The 19,724-nt window shown below is 29.9% G+C and carries 21 protein-coding genes, 1 riboswitch and 1 other annotated feature; of the genes, 18 read left to right on the forward strand and 3 right to left on the reverse strand.

All coding sequences use genetic code 11. From position 1 onward, the window contains the following. Positions 1–4: 4 nt before the first annotated feature. On the reverse strand, positions 5–373 hold the full coding sequence (gcvH, locus tag MPAN_RS02595) for a glycine cleavage system protein GcvH (protein ID WP_176238458.1): 369 nt from the start codon (positions 371–373) through the stop codon (positions 5–7). Between the two features lies 1 nt (position 374). Continuing rightward, complete coding sequence (gene gcvT, locus MPAN_RS02600; RefSeq protein ID WP_176238459.1) at positions 375–1,463, reverse strand: glycine cleavage system aminomethyltransferase GcvT; 1,089 nt, start codon at positions 1,461–1,463, stop codon at positions 375–377. Positions 1,464–1,610: 147 nt separating this feature from the next. Between gcvT and MPAN_RS02605 the strand changes: the two genes are divergently transcribed. Genes MPAN_RS02605 through MPAN_RS02615 form a run of 3 tightly spaced genes read left to right on the forward strand, consistent with a single transcriptional unit; the run spans position 1,611 to position 3,514 of the window. Further along, positions 1,611–2,405 (forward strand): alpha/beta hydrolase, encoded by a 795-nt coding sequence (locus tag MPAN_RS02605; RefSeq protein WP_176238460.1) that lies wholly within the window; start codon positions 1,611–1,613, stop codon positions 2,403–2,405. Positions 2,406–2,419: 14 nt separating this feature from the next. Then, the gene (locus MPAN_RS02610; RefSeq protein ID WP_176238461.1) at positions 2,420–3,271 is read left to right on the forward strand and encodes an NAD(P)-dependent oxidoreductase; all 852 of its coding nucleotides are present in this window, start codon (positions 2,420–2,422) and stop codon (positions 3,269–3,271) included. A 12-nt stretch (positions 3,272–3,283) separates the two neighbouring features. Next, on the forward strand, positions 3,284–3,514 hold the full coding sequence (locus MPAN_RS02615) for a heavy-metal-associated domain-containing protein (RefSeq protein WP_176238462.1): 231 nt from the start codon (positions 3,284–3,286) through the stop codon (positions 3,512–3,514). A 35-nt stretch (positions 3,515–3,549) separates the two neighbouring features. On the opposite strand, the gene gpmI is transcribed toward MPAN_RS02615, so the two are convergent. Beyond that, positions 3,550–5,073 carry a 2,3-bisphosphoglycerate-independent phosphoglycerate mutase gene (gene gpmI / locus MPAN_RS02620; protein ID WP_176238463.1) on the reverse strand — a complete coding sequence of 508 codons (1,524 nt, stop codon included), beginning with the start codon at positions 5,071–5,073 and terminating at the stop codon, positions 3,550–3,552. Positions 5,074–5,216: 143 nt separating this feature from the next. After that, positions 5,217–5,332: riboswitch (FMN riboswitch) on the forward strand. A 65-nt stretch (positions 5,333–5,397) separates the two neighbouring features. Here gpmI and MPAN_RS02625 point away from each other — a divergent pair. The 15 genes from MPAN_RS02625 (at position 5,398) to MPAN_RS02695 (ending at position 19,692) form a co-directional block, all read left to right on the forward strand. Continuing rightward, positions 5,398–6,063 carry an ECF transporter S component gene (locus tag MPAN_RS02625; protein ID WP_176238464.1) on the forward strand — a complete coding sequence of 222 codons (666 nt, stop codon included), beginning with the start codon at positions 5,398–5,400 and terminating at the stop codon, positions 6,061–6,063. 155 nt (positions 6,064–6,218) lie between these two features. After that, positions 6,219–6,689, forward strand: coding sequence for a hypothetical protein (locus MPAN_RS02630; RefSeq protein ID WP_176238465.1), 471 nt, complete (start codon positions 6,219–6,221; stop codon positions 6,687–6,689). A gap of 97 nt (positions 6,690–6,786) precedes the next feature. Further along, positions 6,787–8,082 carry a phosphopyruvate hydratase gene (gene eno / locus MPAN_RS02635; protein ID WP_176238466.1) on the forward strand — a complete coding sequence of 432 codons (1,296 nt, stop codon included), beginning with the start codon at positions 6,787–6,789 and terminating at the stop codon, positions 8,080–8,082. 146 nt (positions 8,083–8,228) lie between these two features. Continuing rightward, on the forward strand, positions 8,229–10,241 hold the full coding sequence (gene rnr / locus MPAN_RS02640) for a ribonuclease R (protein ID WP_176238467.1): 2,013 nt from the start codon (positions 8,229–8,231) through the stop codon (positions 10,239–10,241). Between the two features lie 6 nt (positions 10,242–10,247). Then, complete coding sequence (gene smpB / locus MPAN_RS02645; RefSeq protein WP_176238468.1) at positions 10,248–10,691, forward strand: SsrA-binding protein SmpB; 444 nt, start codon at positions 10,248–10,250, stop codon at positions 10,689–10,691. Positions 10,692–10,696: 5 nt separating this feature from the next. Further along, complete coding sequence (locus MPAN_RS02650; RefSeq protein ID WP_176238469.1) at positions 10,697–11,587, forward strand: patatin-like phospholipase family protein; 891 nt, start codon at positions 10,697–10,699, stop codon at positions 11,585–11,587. Beyond that, positions 11,578–12,441, forward strand: a complete 864-nt coding sequence (locus MPAN_RS02655; RefSeq protein WP_176238470.1) for a phosphatase PAP2 family protein — start codon at positions 11,578–11,580, stop codon at positions 12,439–12,441. Before MPAN_RS02650 ends, MPAN_RS02655 begins: the two co-directional genes overlap by 10 nt. Continuing rightward, positions 12,407–12,856: a GNAT family N-acetyltransferase gene (locus MPAN_RS02660; RefSeq protein WP_176238471.1), complete on the forward strand. Its 450-nt coding sequence runs from the start codon at positions 12,407–12,409 to the stop codon at positions 12,854–12,856. The genes MPAN_RS02655 and MPAN_RS02660 overlap by 35 nt, the downstream gene beginning before the upstream one ends. Before the next feature lie 55 nt (positions 12,857–12,911). Further along, positions 12,912–13,096 (forward strand) — a binding site (T-box leader). A 48-nt stretch (positions 13,097–13,144) separates the two neighbouring features. Then, positions 13,145–15,724, forward strand: coding sequence for an alanine--tRNA ligase (alaS, locus tag MPAN_RS02665; protein ID WP_231756805.1), 2,580 nt, complete (start codon positions 13,145–13,147; stop codon positions 15,722–15,724). Then, positions 15,721–16,143 (forward strand): Holliday junction resolvase RuvX, encoded by a 423-nt coding sequence (ruvX, locus tag MPAN_RS02670; RefSeq protein ID WP_176238472.1) that lies wholly within the window; start codon positions 15,721–15,723, stop codon positions 16,141–16,143. Before alaS ends, ruvX begins: the two co-directional genes overlap by 4 nt. A 1-nt stretch (position 16,144) precedes the next feature. Next, complete coding sequence (locus tag MPAN_RS02675) at positions 16,145–16,411, forward strand: DUF1292 domain-containing protein (protein ID WP_176238473.1); 267 nt, start codon at positions 16,145–16,147, stop codon at positions 16,409–16,411. Continuing rightward, positions 16,411–16,971, forward strand: a complete 561-nt coding sequence (locus MPAN_RS02680; RefSeq protein WP_176238474.1) for an O-methyltransferase — start codon at positions 16,411–16,413, stop codon at positions 16,969–16,971. Before MPAN_RS02675 ends, MPAN_RS02680 begins: the two co-directional genes overlap by 1 nt. Beyond that, a complete protein-coding gene (locus MPAN_RS02685; RefSeq protein ID WP_176238475.1) occupies positions 16,972–17,853 on the forward strand; it encodes a peptidase U32 family protein in 882 nt (293 codons plus the stop codon). Between the two features lies 1 nt (position 17,854). After that, positions 17,855–19,036 carry a peptidase U32 family protein gene (locus MPAN_RS02690; RefSeq protein WP_176238476.1) on the forward strand — a complete coding sequence of 394 codons (1,182 nt, stop codon included), beginning with the start codon at positions 17,855–17,857 and terminating at the stop codon, positions 19,034–19,036. Next, a complete protein-coding gene (locus tag MPAN_RS02695; protein ID WP_176238477.1) occupies positions 19,033–19,692 on the forward strand; it encodes a M48 family metallopeptidase in 660 nt (219 codons plus the stop codon). Before MPAN_RS02690 ends, MPAN_RS02695 begins: the two co-directional genes overlap by 4 nt. Positions 19,693–19,724 lie beyond the last annotated feature (32 nt).

Consider the following 19,724-nt stretch of genomic DNA (forward strand, 5'->3'; position numbering starts at 1 on the left):
GCTTTTAGTCTTCTTCTTTATATTCAGAATCTTTTAATAAACTATCCAACTCTTTTTCATCTAAGATTTCAAGTTTTACAATCCAACTTCCATAAGGGTCTGAATTTAATAATTCTGGTGTGTTTTCTAGTGCACTATTTACTTCTAAGATTTTTCCAGATATAGGTAGATACATGTCAGATGCAGCTTTTACAGATTCAACTGCTCCAAAACTTTCTCCTTTTTTTATTGTTTGACCAACTTGAGGTAATTCAATAAAAACGACATCCCCAAGATTATCTTGTGCATGATCAGAGATACCAACCGTTGCAGTTTTTCCATCTACATTCAACCATTCATGCGATTTCGCATATAATAACCCTTTTTTAATCATCTTAAAAGCCTCCTAATTTTTTATAGTTTTTTGTATAAAATTTTTTATCTCTAATGCTCGCAGGCACCATTTTATTTCTTATCTTGATAGATATTTCAGTACCAAGCTTTCCGTATTCTTTTTCAATTAAAGCTAGACCAATTGGTTTTTCAAATCCTGCCAGTAAATAACCAGTTGTTACATGCCCAATAAGTTTTTCATCTTTATAGACTTCATAATCATGTCTAGGAATATTTTTTTCTAGAAGTTCAAACCCAACTAATTTTCTAGTTTTTTCTTCCTTATGTTTAATGCAAGCCTCTTTTCCAATGAAATTCATTTTATCTAATTTAACCGCAAATCCTAAACCGGCTTCATAAGGTGTGATTGTCTCACTAATTTCCTGACCATATAATGGAAGATTTGCTTGAAATCTCAAGGTATCTCTTGCACCTAGACCACAAGGTGTAACATCAAGAGCAAGTGAGTCATTCCATAGATCAATAATAAAATTGTGATATCCATATATTTCAAATCCATCTTCACCAGTATATCCAGTTCTAGATACAATCACATGACCTTCTTTGTAAGGAACAACCTTATAATGCATAAAAGATAAATCTGAAACAGTCGCATCAAGAATCTTATCGATAATATCTTGAGTCTTTGGTCCTTGGATTGCAATTTGAGAAAAATTATCAGAAATATCTCTAGCTACACAATCAAAACCATCAACTTTTGATGAAACCCAATCAAAATCTTTTTCTTTATTACCTGCATTAACAACAAGTAATATATTTTCTTTGCCAATTACATAAACTAATAAATCATCAAGTGGATATCCTTGTTCATTTAAGAGAAGTGTATAAGTGACTTTACTTAAATCATCAACAATGATATTTGACACTAAATAATTAACAAATGTTAGGGCATCTTTACCCTCAATTAAAAATTCACCCATGTGTGAAACGTCAAAAACACCCATATGTGTTCGAACGCTGTGGTGTTCTGATTGTATGCCTTGATAATAGACAGGCATTAAATAACCTGCATACTCAATCATTTTTGAGTTTAACTTTAGGTGGTGTTCGTACAAACTAGTTTTTTTCATGTTTATCTCCCAAAATCGAATTTACAATCTAATTATACATCATATTTTAATATTTAAAATAGAATGTACATAAATTTTATTTTATTTATTATAAAAATAAGTAAAACGCTTTCTTTGTTGTATAATAAAGTCAAAGGAGTGGATAAAATGTTAATAAATGGTATATTATTTCACGTTAAACGTGATGAAGTTGAAAATGCAAAAGCAACCGTTATTATTACACATGGTATTGCAGAGCATAGTGGGAGATATGATGCGTTGACTAAAGCATTAAATGATGCATCTTATACAGTTGTTAGATATGATATTAGAGGGCATGGCCAAAGTCAAGGTAAACGTGGTAAACTTAAATCTTTTCATCAACCAATTGATGATCTTCATGTTCTAGTAGAAATGGAGAAAAAATTAAATCCTAAAAAGTTGTTTATTCTGGGACACTCTATGGGTGGAACAATTGTAAATATGTATGGTGTTACTTATCATGACGTAGATGGTATTATTTCTAGTGCGGCAGCATCTTATTTTGTTAAAGATGTCCTACCTTTTAGAATAATTGGGTATAAATGGTTAGGCTTTTTATCTAAAAAGAATGACTTTTCTGATGGCCAATTATCAAGAATAAAAGCTGTAGAAGAAGCTTATGAAAATGATCCACTTAATTTAAAGAACTTTTATTTTTCTCTAGCTGGAAATATGATGGTAAGTGGTGTTAGATATTTAAATAGACATATTAAATCTTATCAAACACCAGTTTTATTCTTACATGGTGAAGCAGATAAGATTGTACCTGTTGAATTTAGCAAGAGATTATATAATCTAGTTCCTGTAGAAGATAAAGAAATCATCACTTATCCAGAATCATATCATGAAATTTTAAATGATCTTGATCAAGAATTAGTTAGAAAAGATATTATTAAATGGTTAAATAAAAAGACTAAATAAGGAGTTGTTTTAAATTGAAAGTATTATGGATTGGTACAGGTGTGATGGGAGCTCCAATGGCAAAACATGTTAGAAAAGCCGGTCACACAGTTTATGCATATAATAGAACAGCATCTAAAGCTAAAGCTTTAGAACCTGATCTCATATTTTGTGATGATATAAAAAAGATTATTAAAGATGTAGATATTATTTTTACGATCGTAGGATTTCCTCAAGATGTGAAAGATGTTTATGATACGATATTAGAAGAAGCAAATCCAAAGACCATTTGTGTTGATATGACAACATCATCACCAACACTTGCAAAAGAAATATATAAAAAAGGTACAGCTAAAGATTTATATATTTTAGATGCTCCTGTTACAGGTGGAGATTTAGGCGCAATCAATGGTAATTTATCGATTATGGTTGGTGGAGACATAGACACATATAAAAAAGTACTTCCTTTATTTCAAGTGATGGGAAAGACGGTTACTTATATGGGACAAGCTGGTTCTGGTATGTATGCAAAACTAGTTAATCAAACAGTAATTGCAGGTAATATCATAGGGATTGCTGAAGGTTTAACGCTTGCAAAAAGCAAGAATTTAGATTTAGATAGTATGCTTAATGTTATTGTAGGTGGTTCAGCAAGTTCATGGCAAGCTCAATTTAATGGAAGAAAAATGATTGATAAAGATTATAAGCCAGGTTTTTTTATTAAACACTATTTAAAAGATTTAAAACTTGCAATGGATGAAAAAGAAAATCTAGATTTAAAAGTTTTAGAAACAGTTACAAAAGCTTATCAAGTTTTATCTGATAAGGGATTTAATGAGAAAGGGACACAAGCTATCATTGAATATTACATACAAAAAATGATGTAGGGAGTGTATGAAATGTCAACTGCATACCTGAAATGCAACGATAATTATCCAGCAGGATGTGTAACAGCAATTGAACATGTATTATACAGACAAGGAATCACACATTTTAAGTATGATGTCATCCATAAATATATAAAAATTGTTTATGATGGAAAGACTGTAACTTTAAATCAACTTTTAAAAAAAGTAGAAGAAATTGGATATATCTTGAAAGTTATTGATATTAATAAAAAAGACGAATAGATTTAACTATTCGTCTTTTTGCTATATATTTATATTTATTTAATAATTAAACTGTGACCCGTCATTTCTTTAGGTTTTTTAACGCCTAAAATATCAAGTAATGTTGGTGCAACATCACATAGGGCACCATGATTAACTTTAATACCTTTTTCGGTAATTATAACTGGAACTAAATTTGTTGTATGTGCTGTATGAGGTTGTCCATCTTCAGATCTCATCTTTTCAGCATTTCCATGATCTGCTATAACAATAGCGACTCCGCCAATTGATAAAATAGCTTCAACAACTTCTTTAGTACATTGATCAACCGTTTCAACAGCTTTAACAGCTGCTGGAATTGAACCTGTATGACCAACCATATCAGGATTCGCAAAGTTTAGAATCATCGTATCAAACTTACCTGATTTAATAGCTTCAACAGCTTTATCTTTAATCTCAAAAGCACTCATTTCAGGCTTAAGATCATAAGTTGCTACTTTTGGAGATTCAACTAAAATTCTAGTTGCACCTTTAAATTCTCTTTCGCTACCACCATCAAAGAAGAAAGTGACGTGCGCATATTTTTCTGTTTCCGCAATTCTTAATTGTTTCAATCCTGCATTTGCGATAACTTCGCCATAAATATTATCTAATTTTTGAAGATCATAAGCTAGAGGGCCTTTGACTGCTTCATGATAATGCATCATAGAAACTAAGAAGATATCTTTTAATGGATGAGACATATCAAAAGTGGGTTTACCTGGAGTAACAAATAATTTTGTTCCTTCTGGATTTGTTAAAGCGACAGACATTCTAATTGCTCTATCTGGTCTAAAGTTAGCAAATAAAACTGCATCATGGTCTTCAATAAGACCTTTTTTATCTACTAAAAATGGAATAATAAATTCATCAGTAACATCTTCTTTATAAGATGCTTTGATACCATCTAATGCATTTTCGTATAATTTCCCTGTACCTAAAACCATATTATCATATGCTTTTTGCAAACGATCCCAGTTGTTATCTCTATCCATTGCATAATAACGACCTGATACAGTAGCAATCTTTATACCATAATCCATTAAATCTTTTAAATAACCATATCCACCTTCTTGAGGTGTATCTCTACCATCCATGAAAGCATGCATATAAGGTGTTATACCATTTTTTAAAGCTAGGTCATGTAATGCTTTAATGTGTGTTGGATAAGAATGTACGCCACCATCTGAAACTAAACCCATGATATGTAATTTAGAATTATGTTTTTTAACGTGCTTTATAGCATCTAAGAAAGCTTTGTTTTTATAAAATGAACCATCTTTAATAGCTACATTAATTCTTGTTAAAGACTGATAGACAACTCTACCTGCCCCTAAATTTAAATGTCCAACTTCACTATTGCCCATTTGGCCTTCAGGAAGTCCTACGGCTTCACCGCTTGCCTCTAATGTGTTTTTCGGATATTGGCTAAATAATTTATCTAAAAAAGGTTTTTTAGCAAGTGTAACTGCATTTGAATCACTTGGTTCGGCAATACCATAACCATCCATAATAATAAGTGCTGCAAATTTTTTATTCATATTAAACTCCTTCATCTAACGATTGTTTACATATCTATTATACTAAAAAAACAACAATAAGTTAAAAAACTTGATTGTAAAACGTTTCCAAGAGCTCATTTATATTGATTTAAAAATAAATTATGTTAAAATATAAGAGTAAATAAATACTTCGGGGCACCGTGTAATTCGGGACCGGCGGTAAAGTCCGCGAACCCAAATGGGTTGAACTTGTGAAATTCAAGTACCGACAGTAAAGTCTGGATGGAAGAAGATTTGTCTTTTTTGACGTCTTTTATCGCCGAAGTAATTTGGCGATTTTATTTTATTATGGAGGTCAAAAAAATGTCAAATTACTTGCGTTTAAAAAAAATGTTGTATGTTGTATCACTTGCTGCGGTGTCTATTGTATTAGCACTGATTGAAATTCCTTGGTTTCCACCGTTTTCTTTTCTTAAAATAGATTTCAGTGAAGTTGCTATATTAGTAGCATTACTGGTTTTGGGGAACAAAGAAACAATTATGGTTGTTTTATTAAGAACCATAGCTAGGAGATTATTTAGAGGGTTTGAACCAGCTGATTTAGTTGGGGAAATGATGGCGATGTTTGCATCATTTTCGATTATATTTGCTTTTAATATTGTAAAAAAAATGTTAAGAGATAAATCTAAACCACTTATGTATGAAGTTGCTATTGATCATAAAAAAACCATGTTAAAAGAGTATATCGTTTATACTGCAGTCATTTCAATTGTATTAACTATTGTTTTGACAACACTTAATTTCTTTGTAGCAACACCATTGTTTTTAACATTACCACCCATTGCACTTTCTGAAAGTGGAAGGGTTCATTTTTGGGCATTTACTTTTATAGAAGATTCGTTTTATACATTTAATTCTTATCTAACCTTTGTTTTAACTGCCTATATTCCTTTTAATTTAGTAAAGGGAAGTGTTGTAACCATTGTGTTTTTAATGTTGAAACCTAAAATAAAATATTTAGAACTTTAAATCTAAAAAAGATGCTTTGTGTCCAAACATGAAGCATCTTTTATATTTTAGTTAAAAAACTTAGATTTACCATAATTTACCATCGTATGCTATATGGTTTATAAATACAAATATATTTGTTAAAATAGATATAGAAGAAAGAATGGAGATATTGCATGAGCATTCAGCAACAATTTCAAGAACCGTATAATAAATATGATCTTATTGATGTCATTAAACAAGGATTTTTTATGGCTATCGTTGGTGGTTTGTTAATTGGCTCTTTACAATTATTAATCGCATATTCATTTAATATTTCTTTAACTTGGTTAATGTTGATCATTTTGGCTTCATTAACTGCAAAAAGAATCAAGCAAGCTAGTTCAAGTCCACATATTATTTTTAGCATTATTAGTGTTGTATCTTTTGTATTTGCATACTATTTAATGAATGTTACATCAAATGTAGGATTGATCTATTTATTTACTGGAACAATTGATTTTAACTTAGTTATTGAGGTTTTGAATCCACTTCCATTTTTTAATTTTTTAAATCCATTAAATTCACTATTTTTCAAAGTAAATAACATAATAGATATTGTATTTTTCATTATAAGTGTTTATTATGCGTATAAGCACAGTAAGTAAACGTTTTTATTAATTAGAATGCTTTATTTAATTATAATTATTGTGTATAATGAATATGTAAACGAACAAGGCAAAAACTATATAAAGGAGTGATATTATGCCATTTATAAGCGATATTTATGCACGCGAAGTATTAGACTCACGTGGGAATCCTACTGTTGAAGTAGAAGTTTTTACTGACTCTGGTGCATTCGGACGTGCGATTGTTCCATCAGGAGCATCAACAGGCGAACACGAAGCAGTTGAATTAAGAGACGGAGATAAGAACCGTTATCTAGGAAAAGGTGTATTAAAAGCAGTAGCAAATGTTAATGAATTGATTGCACCTGAATTAGTTGGATTTGATGTAACAAATCAAGTTGCAATAGATTTAATGATGATTGAATTAGACGGTACTAAAAACAAATCTAAATTTGGTGCTAATGCAATCTTAGGTGTTTCTATGGCAGTAGCAAGAGCTGCAGCAGATTTTTTAGGTGTTGAATTATATCAATATCTTGGAGGATTTAATACTAAACAATTACCAGTACCAATGATGAACATCATTAATGGTGGATCACATGCTGATAATAATGTAGATTTCCAAGAATTTATGATTCTTCCAGTAGGTGCTAAAACTTTTAGAGAAGCACTTCGTATGGGAGCTGAAGTATTCCATAACTTGAAGAAAGTTTTAACAGCTAAAGGATATAATACTGGTGTTGGTGATGAAGGTGGGTTTGCACCTAACTTAGGATCTAACGAAGAAGCTTTACAAGTTATTATGGAAGCAATCAAAAAAGCAGGATACAAAGCTGGAGAAGAAATCTTCTTAGGTATGGATGTTGCTTCAAGTGAATTTTATAATAAAGAAACTAAGAAATATGTTTTAGCTGGTGAAGGTGGAAAAGAATTTAATGCTAAAGAATTAACTCATTTCTACGAAGAACTAGTTAGTAAATATCCAATCCTTTCAATTGAAGATGGACTTGATGAAAATGATTGGGAAGGTTGGGTTTATCTAACTGAAAAATTAGGTAAAAAAATCCAATTAGTTGGTGATGACTTATTTGTAACTAACACTGAAAAATTATCTAGAGGTATCAAAGAAAATATTGCAAACTCTATTTTAATTAAAGTGAATCAAATTGGTACATTAACTGAAACATTTGATGCGATTGAAATGGCTAAACGTGCAGGTTATACTGCTGTTGTCTCACATCGTTCAGGTGAAACAGAAGATACAACAATTGCTGATATCGCTGTTGCTACAAACGCTGGTCAAATTAAGACTGGTAGTGCTTCAAGAACTGATAGAATCGCTAAGTATAATCAATTACTTAGAATTGAAGATCAATTAGGACCAGTTGCACAATACAGAGGATTAGATTCATTTTACAATTTAAAAAAATAAGTTAAAATCTATATGAAAAAAAGTGCGTTTAAGGTTTACTTAACGCACTTTTTGTTTTTTATAAGGAATTGAAAAACCCATATTTCAACGCAAAAATGAACGTATGTTAAATGTTAAAATATGATATAATATGAGTGAGGTAAACTATGGAAAATTTATATTTAGAGTTTTACAAGCAACAAACAAGAAAATTACATAAAGATGAAGTGGGAGAAATAAATTTAGATGACTATGCTTATTTAATTTATGAGGAACCATATTATATGCTAAATCATGATATTTTGATTGGTAGATTAGACAGAAAGAAAAAATTTGGTTTTTTAAGACAAGAACTAAAAGATGTCTATATTGAATATCAAAATCTGTCTGATGCTATGCACGATGATATCGTTTTGGTTAAAGAAGATGTTGAGCCAAAAGTTGTTTTAGTAGTTGAGAGAGCATTAAAAGTTTTAATTGCAACTGTTAAGAAGCATAAAAAAGGCTTGTTTTTTGAGCCTGAAACATTTATCGAAAAAAGATTAGTCGTTGATGAATATCAAGGACTTGTTTCTGGTCATGTTGTTTTACTTGAAGTAGAATCAATTGACAAGGATTGTGTTTATGCATGTGTGAAGAAGGTTATCGGACATATAAATGATCCTGATATATCAACATTAAAGATTGTCAATCAATATCAATGGCCTGAAAAATTTAGTCCTGAGGTCATGGAGTCTTTGAAAGATATCGATATTGATATGAAAGAAGAGATGAAACAAAGAGTTGATTTAACAAAAGATCTAATCATCACAATTGATGGCAAAGATGCTAAAGATTTAGATGATGCGATTAGTTTAACGTATAAAGATAATTTGTATCATATCGGTGTTCATATAGCTGATGTGAGTCATTATGTAAAAAGTGGATCATTTTTAGATATTGAAGCTTATGCTAGATCAACTTCTGCATATTTAGCTGACCGAGTGATTCCAATGCTTCCACATTTATTATCAAATGATAAATGCTCCCTAAATCCAAATGAAATCAAGTTGACATTATCTTGTATGATGACATTGGATGATACAGGTAAAGTTATTGATTATAAAATTCAAAAAACGTTTATTAAAAGTGATAGACGCATGAATTATGATGAGGTTAATAAGTTTTTAAATGATGGTAAATCTCTAAGTGATAAACCTATTGAAGATATGCTTACCAATATGAATGAATTATCAAATAAATTAAAGATTATTCGTAAAAAACGTGGTGAAATTGAATTTGAAAGTAGTGAATTAGGATTTAAAATTGATAAAAACGGTAAAGTTACTAGTGTCTATCAAAGAACAACTGATGATGCAGAAGAATTGATTGAATCATTTATGTTGATTGCAAATGAAACTGTTGCGTATCATATGTATAAATCAGAGCTACCAGCACTTTATAGAATTCATGAGAAACCAGATTTAGTTAAGCTTAAAAATGCGCTTCAAATGGTTTCAAGATTAGGATTTGCCGTTAATATGAAAAATTTAGGCAAACCAGAACCATTACAAGCATTAACTAAAAAAACACTTGATACACCATATAGTTATGTTGTTCATATGTTGTTGTTACGTGCGATGCAAAAAGCTAAATATTCTGCTCAAAAGGATATTCATTATGGCTTAGGTGCTACTTATTATGCACATTTTACATCTCCAATTAGAAGATATCCTGATTTAATGCTCCATCGAATGATTCACTTATTTGTATTAGGTGAAGCCAATGATGTGAAAAAGCAATTATATCATTATAATGCAGTGATGCCAGATATTGCAAAACATACATCTGATCAGGAAAGAAAAGCTGTTCAAATGGAACGTGATGTCGCGAAACTTAAGAGTTGTGAATTCATGAATGATAAAGTTGGAACATATTTTAAAGCAATCATTTCTCAAATGATGCCTAGTGGTATGTTTGTTAAACTTGATAATGGGATTGAAGGATTTGTACCGTTAAGAGAACTTGATGATTATTATATGTATAATGAAAGTTTATTAACATTTATTGGTAGACGCGGTAAGAAATATAGATTAGGAGATCCAATTAAAGTTGAACTCTTAAGTGTAGATTTATTAGAGAAAAAGATGGATTTTGGAATCATCGATAAAAAGAAAACAAAAAAGAAGACAAGAAGGTAGTGTTTTATGAAGGTTATCAGTCAAAATAAGAAAGCCAGACATGACTATTTCATTGAAGAAACTTATGAAGCTGGTTTAAAACTTATGGGCAGTGAAATTAAATCGATTCGTCTTGGCAAAATTAATCTTAGTGATAGCTACGTTACTTTTAGAGATAATGAAGCATATGTGATCAATATGCATATCGCAAAATATGACTATTCAAGTAGATATAATCATGAAGAGACGAGAACTAGAAAAATATTATTACATAAAAATGAGATACTAAAACTTTTTAGTAAAACCAGAGAACAAGGCTATTCAGTTATTCCTTTAAAGGTTTATTTAAAAGAGGGTTTAGCAAAAATGGAGATAGGTCTTGCAAAAGGTAAGAGAGATTATGATAAACGTCAAAGTCTAAAAGAAAAAGATGCTGACAGAAGAATGAAAAAAGGATTGAAATATAGGTGAGTTTTATGAACATAAAAATCGGACTTGCATTAGGTGGGGGAGGCGCTAGAGGATCATATCAAATCGGCGTTTTGGAAGCTTTTCGAAAATATGGGCTATTAAAGCATATTAAACATGTCTCAGGAACATCCATTGGAGCAATCAATACCATGATGGTTATGGCAGATTTTTCCTATGATCATATGCTCGAGATGTGGGAGAAAATGGAAAATAAAGATATCTATGGTAAAGGTCTTGATAGATTTAAATTAGATAAACAAGGACTATTTAGTTTACAAGATGTCTATGATAAAATGAAAGAAGAAATAACATTAAGCGAAATTAGAGATAGTAAAATTCATGGATATGCAACAGCCGCCAAAATTAAAAAAGGTAATTTTATCGATCAAGTTTTAATTCATCGTATGGAAAAAGAAGTATTTTATCTAAATGAATTTGAACATCCTTTAAAAGCTGTACTAGCCAGTGCATCCATTCCAATCTTATTTGGTTCTACAAATATTGATGATGAATTTTATGTTGATGGAGGAGTCATTGATAATTGTCCAATTCAACCTTTAATTGATGCAGGGTGTAATGTGATATTTGCTATACCTATTGATGGAAGATTTTCTTATAAAAAAATAAGTAAACAACCAGTTTTATTAGTTAATTTTGCAACCCATTATCTTTTTAAGTTGATTCCTTATGATATTTTAGATTTTAAAACTGATGATGTTCATAAAAAAGCATTATATGGTGAAAAAATTGGGATGACACTTATTAATAAACTTATTGATTTGGGTATTTACCATGAAGATAATCAATGGGAAATTAAAGATGAATTTCAATATATTGATTTAACAAAAGAAGAAGAAAAAAATATTAAACAAGAGGTGGAAAAATTATGGACTTAAGTATAATAGAAGCCTTCCAATCCATTAGAAATCCCTTGCTGGATTGGTTTTTCTATATTTCAACCAATTTAGGAGATCAATATGCGTTTATTATTGTTGCAGTTATTTTGTATTGGACCTATGATAAAAAATATGCACATAAATTCGCATTAACATTTATGATTTCCGCAATGGTTAATAGTGGATTAAAAGAAATATTTAAAAGACCAAGACCTTATACTGAAGATGGTATAGAGCCACCTTTTGGATATGAAACTACAGGATATTCATTTCCTTCAGGACATGCTCAAGCAAGTGGTGTATTAGGATATACTGCATATGATTTATATAAAAAGCATAAGATGAATTGGTTAAAATGGGTAGGATTATTTATCATTATAGTTGTGCCTTTATCAAGAGTATATCTTGCTCAGCATTATCTATCAGATGTTTTAGTTGGCGTCATGTTAAGTGTTCTAATATCAATAGGTATGTTTAAACTTATAGATAAGATGAATGATAAGGAAGAAATTTATACGCTATTTATCTTACCAGTTTTAGTTATTTTGATGATATTTGTTAAAAATCATGATCTATATATAGCAGCAGGTGGTTTTATGGGATTTGCTGTTGGATATTTTGTAGAAAAAAGATACATAGGATATAATGTTAAAAACACTAATTTAAATCAAGTTTTAAAAGTCATCATTGGTGTCATCATTGCATTAGTGATTAAAGAAGGATTTAAACTTATCTTTCCAGAGGTTTTGTTTTTTGACTTTTTAAGATATTTATTGATTGGAGGATGGGCTGCATGTGGTGCGCCTTATATGTTTAAATATGTCTTTAAAAAAAATATACAAAAAGAAATTTAATCAATTAACAAATCAAGAAATATACGATATGCTTGATTTAAGATATACCGTGTTTTTGATGGAACAAAAAATATTTTATGTAGATACAGATTATAAAGATCAAGATTCTATGCATTATTTTATCAAAAATGATGAAGACAAAATTATTAGTTATTTAAGAGTTCTTCCTAAAGGATTGAAATATGAAGAGTATTCTGTAGGTAGGGTTGTAACTGATTTTAATTATAGAAAGAAAGGTCTTGCAACACTTTTAATGGAAACTGTTAAAAAAGATTTAATTGGAAATCCTATTAGAATTTCTGGTCAAGCTTATTTAAAAGATTATTATGAGAACTTAGGATTTAAGACAGTTTTAGGTCCATATATAGAAGAGGGTATCCAGCATTATGAAATGTTATGCTCAAATGAAGCATAATCTCTCATAAAATGAGATAAAATATCTTTACTTATATATAAAAAAATGATAATATAAATACGCAATGAACAAACTGAGTAATAAGTATTTTCTATTCTAGAGACTTCGTGGTTGGTGAAAACGAAGAAGAAAACTTATGAAAGCTATTTGGGAGCAAAAGGTAAGTCGGCCTTAACGATATAAGAGTGCTAGAGATTTCTCTAGAACTAAGGTGGTACCGCGAAATTATTCGTCCTTAGATAAATTATCTAAGGGCGTTTTGTTTATTTTTATAAGGAGGGTTTTAAAATGAAATATATGACAGCTAAGGAAATTAGAGAAACATGGTTAAACTTTTTTGCATCTAAAAAGCATAAAATCGAACAATCAGCATCTTTAATTCCACAAAATGATCCAACATTATTATGGATTAACGCTGGGGTTGCGCCACTTAAAAAGTATTTTGATGGCACAGAACAACCAACAAATCCAAGATTAACTAATGTTCAAAAGTGCATTCGTACAAACGATATTGATAATGTAGGTAAAACTGCTAGACATCATACATTTTTTGAAATGTTAGGTAATTTTTCAATTGGAGATTATTTTAAGAAAGATGCTATCACTTGGGGACTTGAACTTTTAACCGATCCAAAATGGTTTGGTTTTGATAAAGATAAATTATATATGACTTATTATCCAGATGACCTAGAAGCAAGAGATTTATGGTTATCCTTAGGTGTTGATCCATCTCATTTAATTGCTAATGCAGATAATTTTTGGGAAATAGGATCTGGACCATGTGGACCAGATACTGAAATCTTTTTTGATCGTGGAGTTTCTTATGACAAAAGAGGTACTGAATTAATTAGAGATGATATTGAAAATGAAAGATATATAGAAATATGGAATATCGTATTTTCTCAATACAACGCTAAAGAAGGTGTTGCAAGAGAAGATTATAAAGAATTACCTAATAAAAATATAGATACAGGTGCAGGTTTAGAGAGATTTGCATGTGTCTTGCAAGAAACAAAAACTAATTTTGAAACAGATTTGTTTTTACCTATTATTAACCACTTAGAAGAATTAACAGGCATAACATATGATGGACAAATGGCATTCAAAGTGATTGCAGATCATATTAAAGCATTGGTATTTGCCATTAGTGATGGCGCTATGCTTTCTAATGAAGGTAGAGGCTATGTACTTAGAAGACTCCTTAGAAGAGCTGTTAAATATGGTAGATCACTTAATTTAACAAAACCATTTTTATATTTATTAGTTGATGATGTGATTGAAGTTATGGGTGTATTTTATGATAACTTATATGATACTAAAGATATTGTCAAAAAATTAGTTTTAAAAGAAGAAGAAAAATTTCTAGAAACAATTAGTGAAGGCGAAAAGCATCTAGTTAATGCTATAGATCAAAAAACAAAAACAATTTCAGGAAAAACAGCTTTTAAATTATATGATACCTATGGTTTTCCTATTGAATTAACATTAGAATATGCTGAGGAACAAGGAGTTAGTGTTGATACAAAAGGATTTAAAGAAGAGTTGAATTTACAAAAAGAACGTTCAAGATCTGCTCGATCAAAAATGGGTAGTATGAAATCACAAAAAGAAGCATATTTGAATTTTGATCAACCATCAACATTCATTGGCTATACGCACCTACAATCAGAATCAAAAGTTATTAAAGTATTTGAAGACGGTATTGTACTTGATCAAACTCCATTTTATGCAACATCAGGTGGACAGGTATGTGATCAAGGAACAATTAATGGATATCAAGTAGTTGATGTTTCTAAGTTACCGCACGGCCAATTTTTGCATAAGGTTGAAGGCGATTTTGAAGAAGGCGATGAAGTCTTAGCGATTGTTGATCAAAAGATGAGATTAAAAACGATTAGAAACCATAGTGCAGCTCATTTATTTCATCAAGCTATTAAAGATCTATTTGGAAAGCATGCAAATCAACAAGGCTCTCAAGTGTCACCAAAGAGTTGGCGATTTGACTTTAACCATTTTGAAACTGAACCAGATAAAAAAATTATAGAAGTAGAAGATTTAGTAAAACATTATATTAAAGAAAAACCACTTGATGTAGTCATTAAAGAATTACCAATTGAAGAAGCAAGAAAAATTGGAGCAATGGCTTTGTTTGGTGAAAAATATGGAAATATAGTTCGTGTTGTAGATATGGATTGGAGTAAAGAATTCTGTGGTGGTACACATGTATCAAACACTAAAGAAATCATTGATTTTGCTATAGTTTCTTATGAATCTATTGGCTCTGGTATTTATAGAATGGAAGGCGTCACAGGAAATAACTTAAAAGAACAGGTAAAAGATTTTATGGAGAATTTATTTCATGAAATTGATTTAATCACTGATAAAGCACATAAATTAAATCCAAATGTCAAACTTCCAAAAGCACCTTTACTTATAGGTAGTTATCAAGATATTATCAACTATAGAAACTATATTGAAGATCTAAAAGAATTTGTTAAGAATTTAGAAAAAGAGATTCAACTTCAAAAACAAAAAGATGTTTTATCTGATTTAGATCAATTCATTACAGATCCTTCAAACAAAAGACCTGTTATTATTGTAAAAAACATAGATAATAAGGTTCTAAAACAACTGACTGATGCACTCTATGATAAAATAGATGCAGAAACTATTTTCATGATTAATTTAACTGATGATAAAGCAACTTACATTTGTAAAAGTAGCTTAGATAATGCGAATATCATTATTAAACAAGCAGCTCAATTATCAAATGGATCTGGTGGAGGTAGAGGCAACATGGCTCAAGGTGGTACACAAGATCTTGACAAAGTTGAAGCCATGATTGAAAAAATAAAGGAAATGTTATGAAGAAATATTTAGGAATTGATTTAGGAAGTAAAACCATAGGTCTATCAATTAGTGAATCAGGTATTATTGCCCATACATTAAAAACCGATAGATTTAAGGAAAACGAATACGAGATTGCTGCTGATTTAATATGCAAAACAATTGATGAACATAAAATCACAGATGTTGTTTTAGGTTTTCCAAAACATATGAACAATGATATTGGTATTCGTGGTAAAATAAGTGAAGAGATGAAAACTCTAATCTTACAAAAAAGAGAAGTAAATGTTGTCTTATGGGATGAAAGATTATCAACAAAATCTGCCCTTTCTGTGATGATAAAAGGCAATGAAAAAAGAAGTAAGCAAAAACAAAAAAAAGATGAATTAGCAGCGGTATTTATACTGCAAAACTATTTAGATTATAAAGGAGATCATTAAAATGGATGATAACAAATTAACACTTGTAGGCGAAGATGGAAATGAAACAGAATGTGAGATTATATTAACTCACGAACACAACGGGAAAAAATATGTGATTTTTGAATTCGTTGATTCAGAAGAAATATCTGCAGCACAATATGTACCAGATGATAAAGATGAAGCAGAAGGTACATTTTTGGACATCGAAACGGATGAAGAATGGGAAATGCTTGATGAAGTATTAGAAAAATTCTTTGACGAAATAGAGGCAGAAGAAAACGCATAATGCTTAAAGATTTAAAACAATATGCAAAAGACCATGTCATACCCATTATTTGTGATGATGGGCTTTTGTTTTTAAAAGATGTCATAAAAAAGCACCATATAAAAGATGTTCTAGAAATTGGTACTGCTATAGGTTATAGTGCCATTTTTATGGCTGAACAAGGCTGTAATGTCTTAACTTTTGAGAGAAACGATAAAATGGTTGAGCAAGCAAATAAGAATATTAAGCCTTATGATAAACAAATTAAGATTATACATCAAGATGCACTTTTATTTGATCAAGAACTTGGTGATTTTGATATGATATTTATTGATGCAGCTAAAGCACAATATCAAAAGTTTTTTAACAAATTTGTACCATATCTAAAAAAAGATGGCATTGTTGTTTGTGATAATCTTGATTTTCATCATCTTGATCCATCTCTAGTTAATAGAAATACAAGACAATTGATTAGAAAAATAAATGAATTTAAGGTATTCTTAGAACAACATCATGATTATGAAACAACATTTTTTGATATTGGTGATGGCATGAGCATCACTAAGAAAGTGACTGATTAGATGAAATTACTTATAACTTTATATGATATCAAAAACATGAAGAGTTTATCTCATACAACAGATGGATTTATTATCGGAAATGAAAAGTTTGCAGCTAGATTAACACACTCTTTTAACACAGAAGAGATTAATCAAGCAATTATGAACGCAAGCCAATTAAACAAAGAGATATTCTTACAAGCAAATCAAATGCTAGATGATAATCTATTAGATGAATTTAGTGTTTTTTTAGATAGCATAGATACTAAAGGAATAACTGGTATTATCGTTACTGATATTGGTTCAGTTATGAGATTGAAAACTAAAGGATTGATAGATAAAGCAATTTATAATCCAGAAACTTTACTAACCAACAAATATGATTTTAATTTCTTAAAAAAAGAAGGTATTTTAGGAGCTTATATAGCAAAAGAAATTACTTTAGAAGATGTTTTAGAAATATCAGAACATAAAGAAATTAAATTATTCATGGTAGGTCACGGTCATTTAAATATGTTTTACTCAAAAAGACAATTAATTCATAATTTCATGGATTATCAACATCTTAATAACATATATCATAATAAACAAAATATGAAAATCATTGAAGAACAAAGACCAGAGGAACCCTATCCAATTTTAGAAGATATGGCGGGAACTCATGTTTTTAGATCTCAAGTATTTTCATCGCTTGATTATCTTGATACATTGAATAGTCACATAGATTATTTAGTCATTGATACGATATTTAAAGATGATTTATACGCAAAAAAAATATTAGAATTATATAAACATCGCACCTACGATCAAAAAAGAATTGAAGATATAAAAGCTTTATATAAAGAAAACTGGGATTCAGGATTTTTCTATAAAAAGACTGTATATAAAACAAGGGAGTCTTAATATGGTTGAACTATTAGCTCCAGCTGGAGATTTAGAAAAATTAAAGATTGCTTTGTTGTATGGTGCTGATGCAGTGTTTATTGGCGGCGTTGATTTTTCATTGCGTGCACGCGCATCTAATTTCGAAATTAAAGATATTAAAGAAGCGTGTGATTTTGCTCACCAAAGAGGAAAAAAAGTTTATATAACTACAAATATTATCCCTCATAACGAGGATTTAATAGGTGTATTAGAATACTTGAAAGATTTAGAATCAGTTAAGGTAGATGCGATTATATCTGCATCACCATATATTATTGATCAAGCTTTAGAACATACGAATTTAGAAGTCCATTTATCAACACAACAATCTGCTTACAACACAGAGTCAGTTAATTATTGGTTTCATAAAGGTGTTAAAAGAGTTGTTCTTGCAAGAGAATTAGCAAAAGATCAAATCAAATCTTTAACAGCTAAAACAAAAGCAGATGTTGAAGTTTTTATACATGGTGGTATGTGTATGAGCTTTTCTGGAAGATGCTCTTTGTCTGATAACATGACAGATAGAGATGCAAACCGTGGAGGTTGTGCGCACTCATGCAGATGGAATTATGAGTTGGTAGAAAATGATAAAAAAGTTAGTGATGAAATGTTTTCAATGTCAAGTAAGGATTTAGAAGCTTTAGAACAAATTCCATTTTTAATAGATGCAAATGTTTCATCGTTAAAAATAGAAGGACGTATGAAATCTCTTCATTATATCGCAACGGTAGTATCAACATATCGTCAATTAATAGATACTTATGAAAAAGAGAAAAGCATAGTTGATTTTGCACCTTATTATGTAGATTTAATGAAGGCAGAAAATAGATTAACATCCCATGGATATCTTGAAGGTTTGCCTGGTGTAGATGAACAATTATTTAATCATAGAAGTGAAAAACCATCTCAACTTTTTATAGGTCTTGGTATCGACTATGATCATACAAATAAGATTGCGACCATTGAACAAAGAAATCATTTTAAAATTGGTTCGCATATAGAAGTTTTTAATCCAAGTGGAAAAAAATTCGAGTTTATTTTAGAAGAAATGTATGATGATCTAGATCAACCTTTAGATACTGCAAGACATCCTAAACAAATACTTAAGATTAAAGTTGATCAAGAAATTGAACCCTATGCAATGATTAGAAGAGCCGTATGAATCAAATAGAAAAAAACGGGAAAATTCTACCCTATCATATACAAAGAAAAAAAATTAAAAACGTCTATTTTAGAATTAAAGAAGATTATGTTTATATTACCGCAAATAAACATGTAAGTGAAAAAAACATCGTAAAACTCATTGAAACTAAATTTGATGTTTTATATCAAAGACTTCAAAAAAAAGAGTTTATTAAAGATGATGAAATTAGAATATGGGGTAAATTGTATCATTTGCATATAGTACCAGGAAGATTTAGATATGAAATCATTGAAGATACTCTATATTGCCAAACCAATGAAATAGACATTCAAAAATTAAGAAAAAGAATCTATCTAAAAGAAATTATATTAATGACAGATCAATTAAAAAATAATGTCAATGATACACTTCATAAAGTAGGAATACAGGCTTTGCCTTATAAATATAAATACTTAAAATCTAAATATGGAAGTTATCATAGAAAGCATCTAGAAATCACATTAAATACATTTCTAGCAACATTAGATCCCATATATTTAGAATATGTCGTTTATCATGAATATGCACATCATAAAGTGTTTAATCATTCAAAAGCATTTTATCAAGTTCTTGATGAAATGATGTTAAATCACAAAGTTATTCAAAAACGCTTAAAAAAAATGGAAATAATGTAAAAAATAAGGTATAATAGATAAGGAATTTAAGG

The organism is Mariniplasma anaerobium (genome assembly GCF_016865445.1).
Classification (GTDB): domain Bacteria; phylum Bacillota_I; class Bacilli_A; order Acholeplasmatales; family Acholeplasmataceae; genus Mariniplasma; species Mariniplasma anaerobium.

Coding starts and splice junctions, on each gene's coding strand:
- MPAN_RS02630 (WP_176238465.1), top strand. CDS start 6,219: ATGAGCATTCAGCAACAATTTCAAGAACCGTATAATAAATATGATCTT.
- gcvH (WP_176238458.1), bottom strand. CDS start 373: ATGATTAAAAAAGGGTTATTATATGCGAAATCGCATGAATGGTTGAAT.
- MPAN_RS02675 (WP_176238473.1), top strand. CDS start 16,145: ATGGATGATAACAAATTAACACTTGTAGGCGAAGATGGAAATGAAACA.
- MPAN_RS02615 (WP_176238462.1), top strand. CDS start 3,284: ATGTCAACTGCATACCTGAAATGCAACGATAATTATCCAGCAGGATGT.
- alaS (WP_231756805.1), top strand. CDS start 13,145: ATGAAATATATGACAGCTAAGGAAATTAGAGAAACATGGTTAAACTTT.
- MPAN_RS02695 (WP_176238477.1), top strand. CDS start 19,033: ATGAATCAAATAGAAAAAAACGGGAAAATTCTACCCTATCATATACAA.
- MPAN_RS02690 (WP_176238476.1), top strand. CDS start 17,855: ATGGTTGAACTATTAGCTCCAGCTGGAGATTTAGAAAAATTAAAGATT.
- MPAN_RS02660 (WP_176238471.1), top strand. CDS start 12,407: ATGTCTTTAAAAAAAATATACAAAAAGAAATTTAATCAATTAACAAAT.
- MPAN_RS02685 (WP_176238475.1), top strand. CDS start 16,972: ATGAAATTACTTATAACTTTATATGATATCAAAAACATGAAGAGTTTA.
- MPAN_RS02625 (WP_176238464.1), top strand. CDS start 5,398: ATGTCAAATTACTTGCGTTTAAAAAAAATGTTGTATGTTGTATCACTT.
- MPAN_RS02605 (WP_176238460.1), top strand. CDS start 1,611: ATGTTAATAAATGGTATATTATTTCACGTTAAACGTGATGAAGTTGAA.
- gpmI (WP_176238463.1), bottom strand. CDS start 5,073: ATGAATAAAAAATTTGCAGCACTTATTATTATGGATGGTTATGGTATT.
- smpB (WP_176238468.1), top strand. CDS start 10,248: ATGAAGGTTATCAGTCAAAATAAGAAAGCCAGACATGACTATTTCATT.
- MPAN_RS02650 (WP_176238469.1), top strand. CDS start 10,697: ATGAACATAAAAATCGGACTTGCATTAGGTGGGGGAGGCGCTAGAGGA.
- MPAN_RS02655 (WP_176238470.1), top strand. CDS start 11,578: ATGGACTTAAGTATAATAGAAGCCTTCCAATCCATTAGAAATCCCTTG.
- gcvT (WP_176238459.1), bottom strand. CDS start 1,463: ATGAAAAAAACTAGTTTGTACGAACACCACCTAAAGTTAAACTCAAAA.
- ruvX (WP_176238472.1), top strand. CDS start 15,721: ATGAAGAAATATTTAGGAATTGATTTAGGAAGTAAAACCATAGGTCTA.
- rnr (WP_176238467.1), top strand. CDS start 8,229: ATGGAAAATTTATATTTAGAGTTTTACAAGCAACAAACAAGAAAATTA.
- MPAN_RS02680 (WP_176238474.1), top strand. CDS start 16,411: ATGCTTAAAGATTTAAAACAATATGCAAAAGACCATGTCATACCCATT.
- eno (WP_176238466.1), top strand. CDS start 6,787: ATGCCATTTATAAGCGATATTTATGCACGCGAAGTATTAGACTCACGT.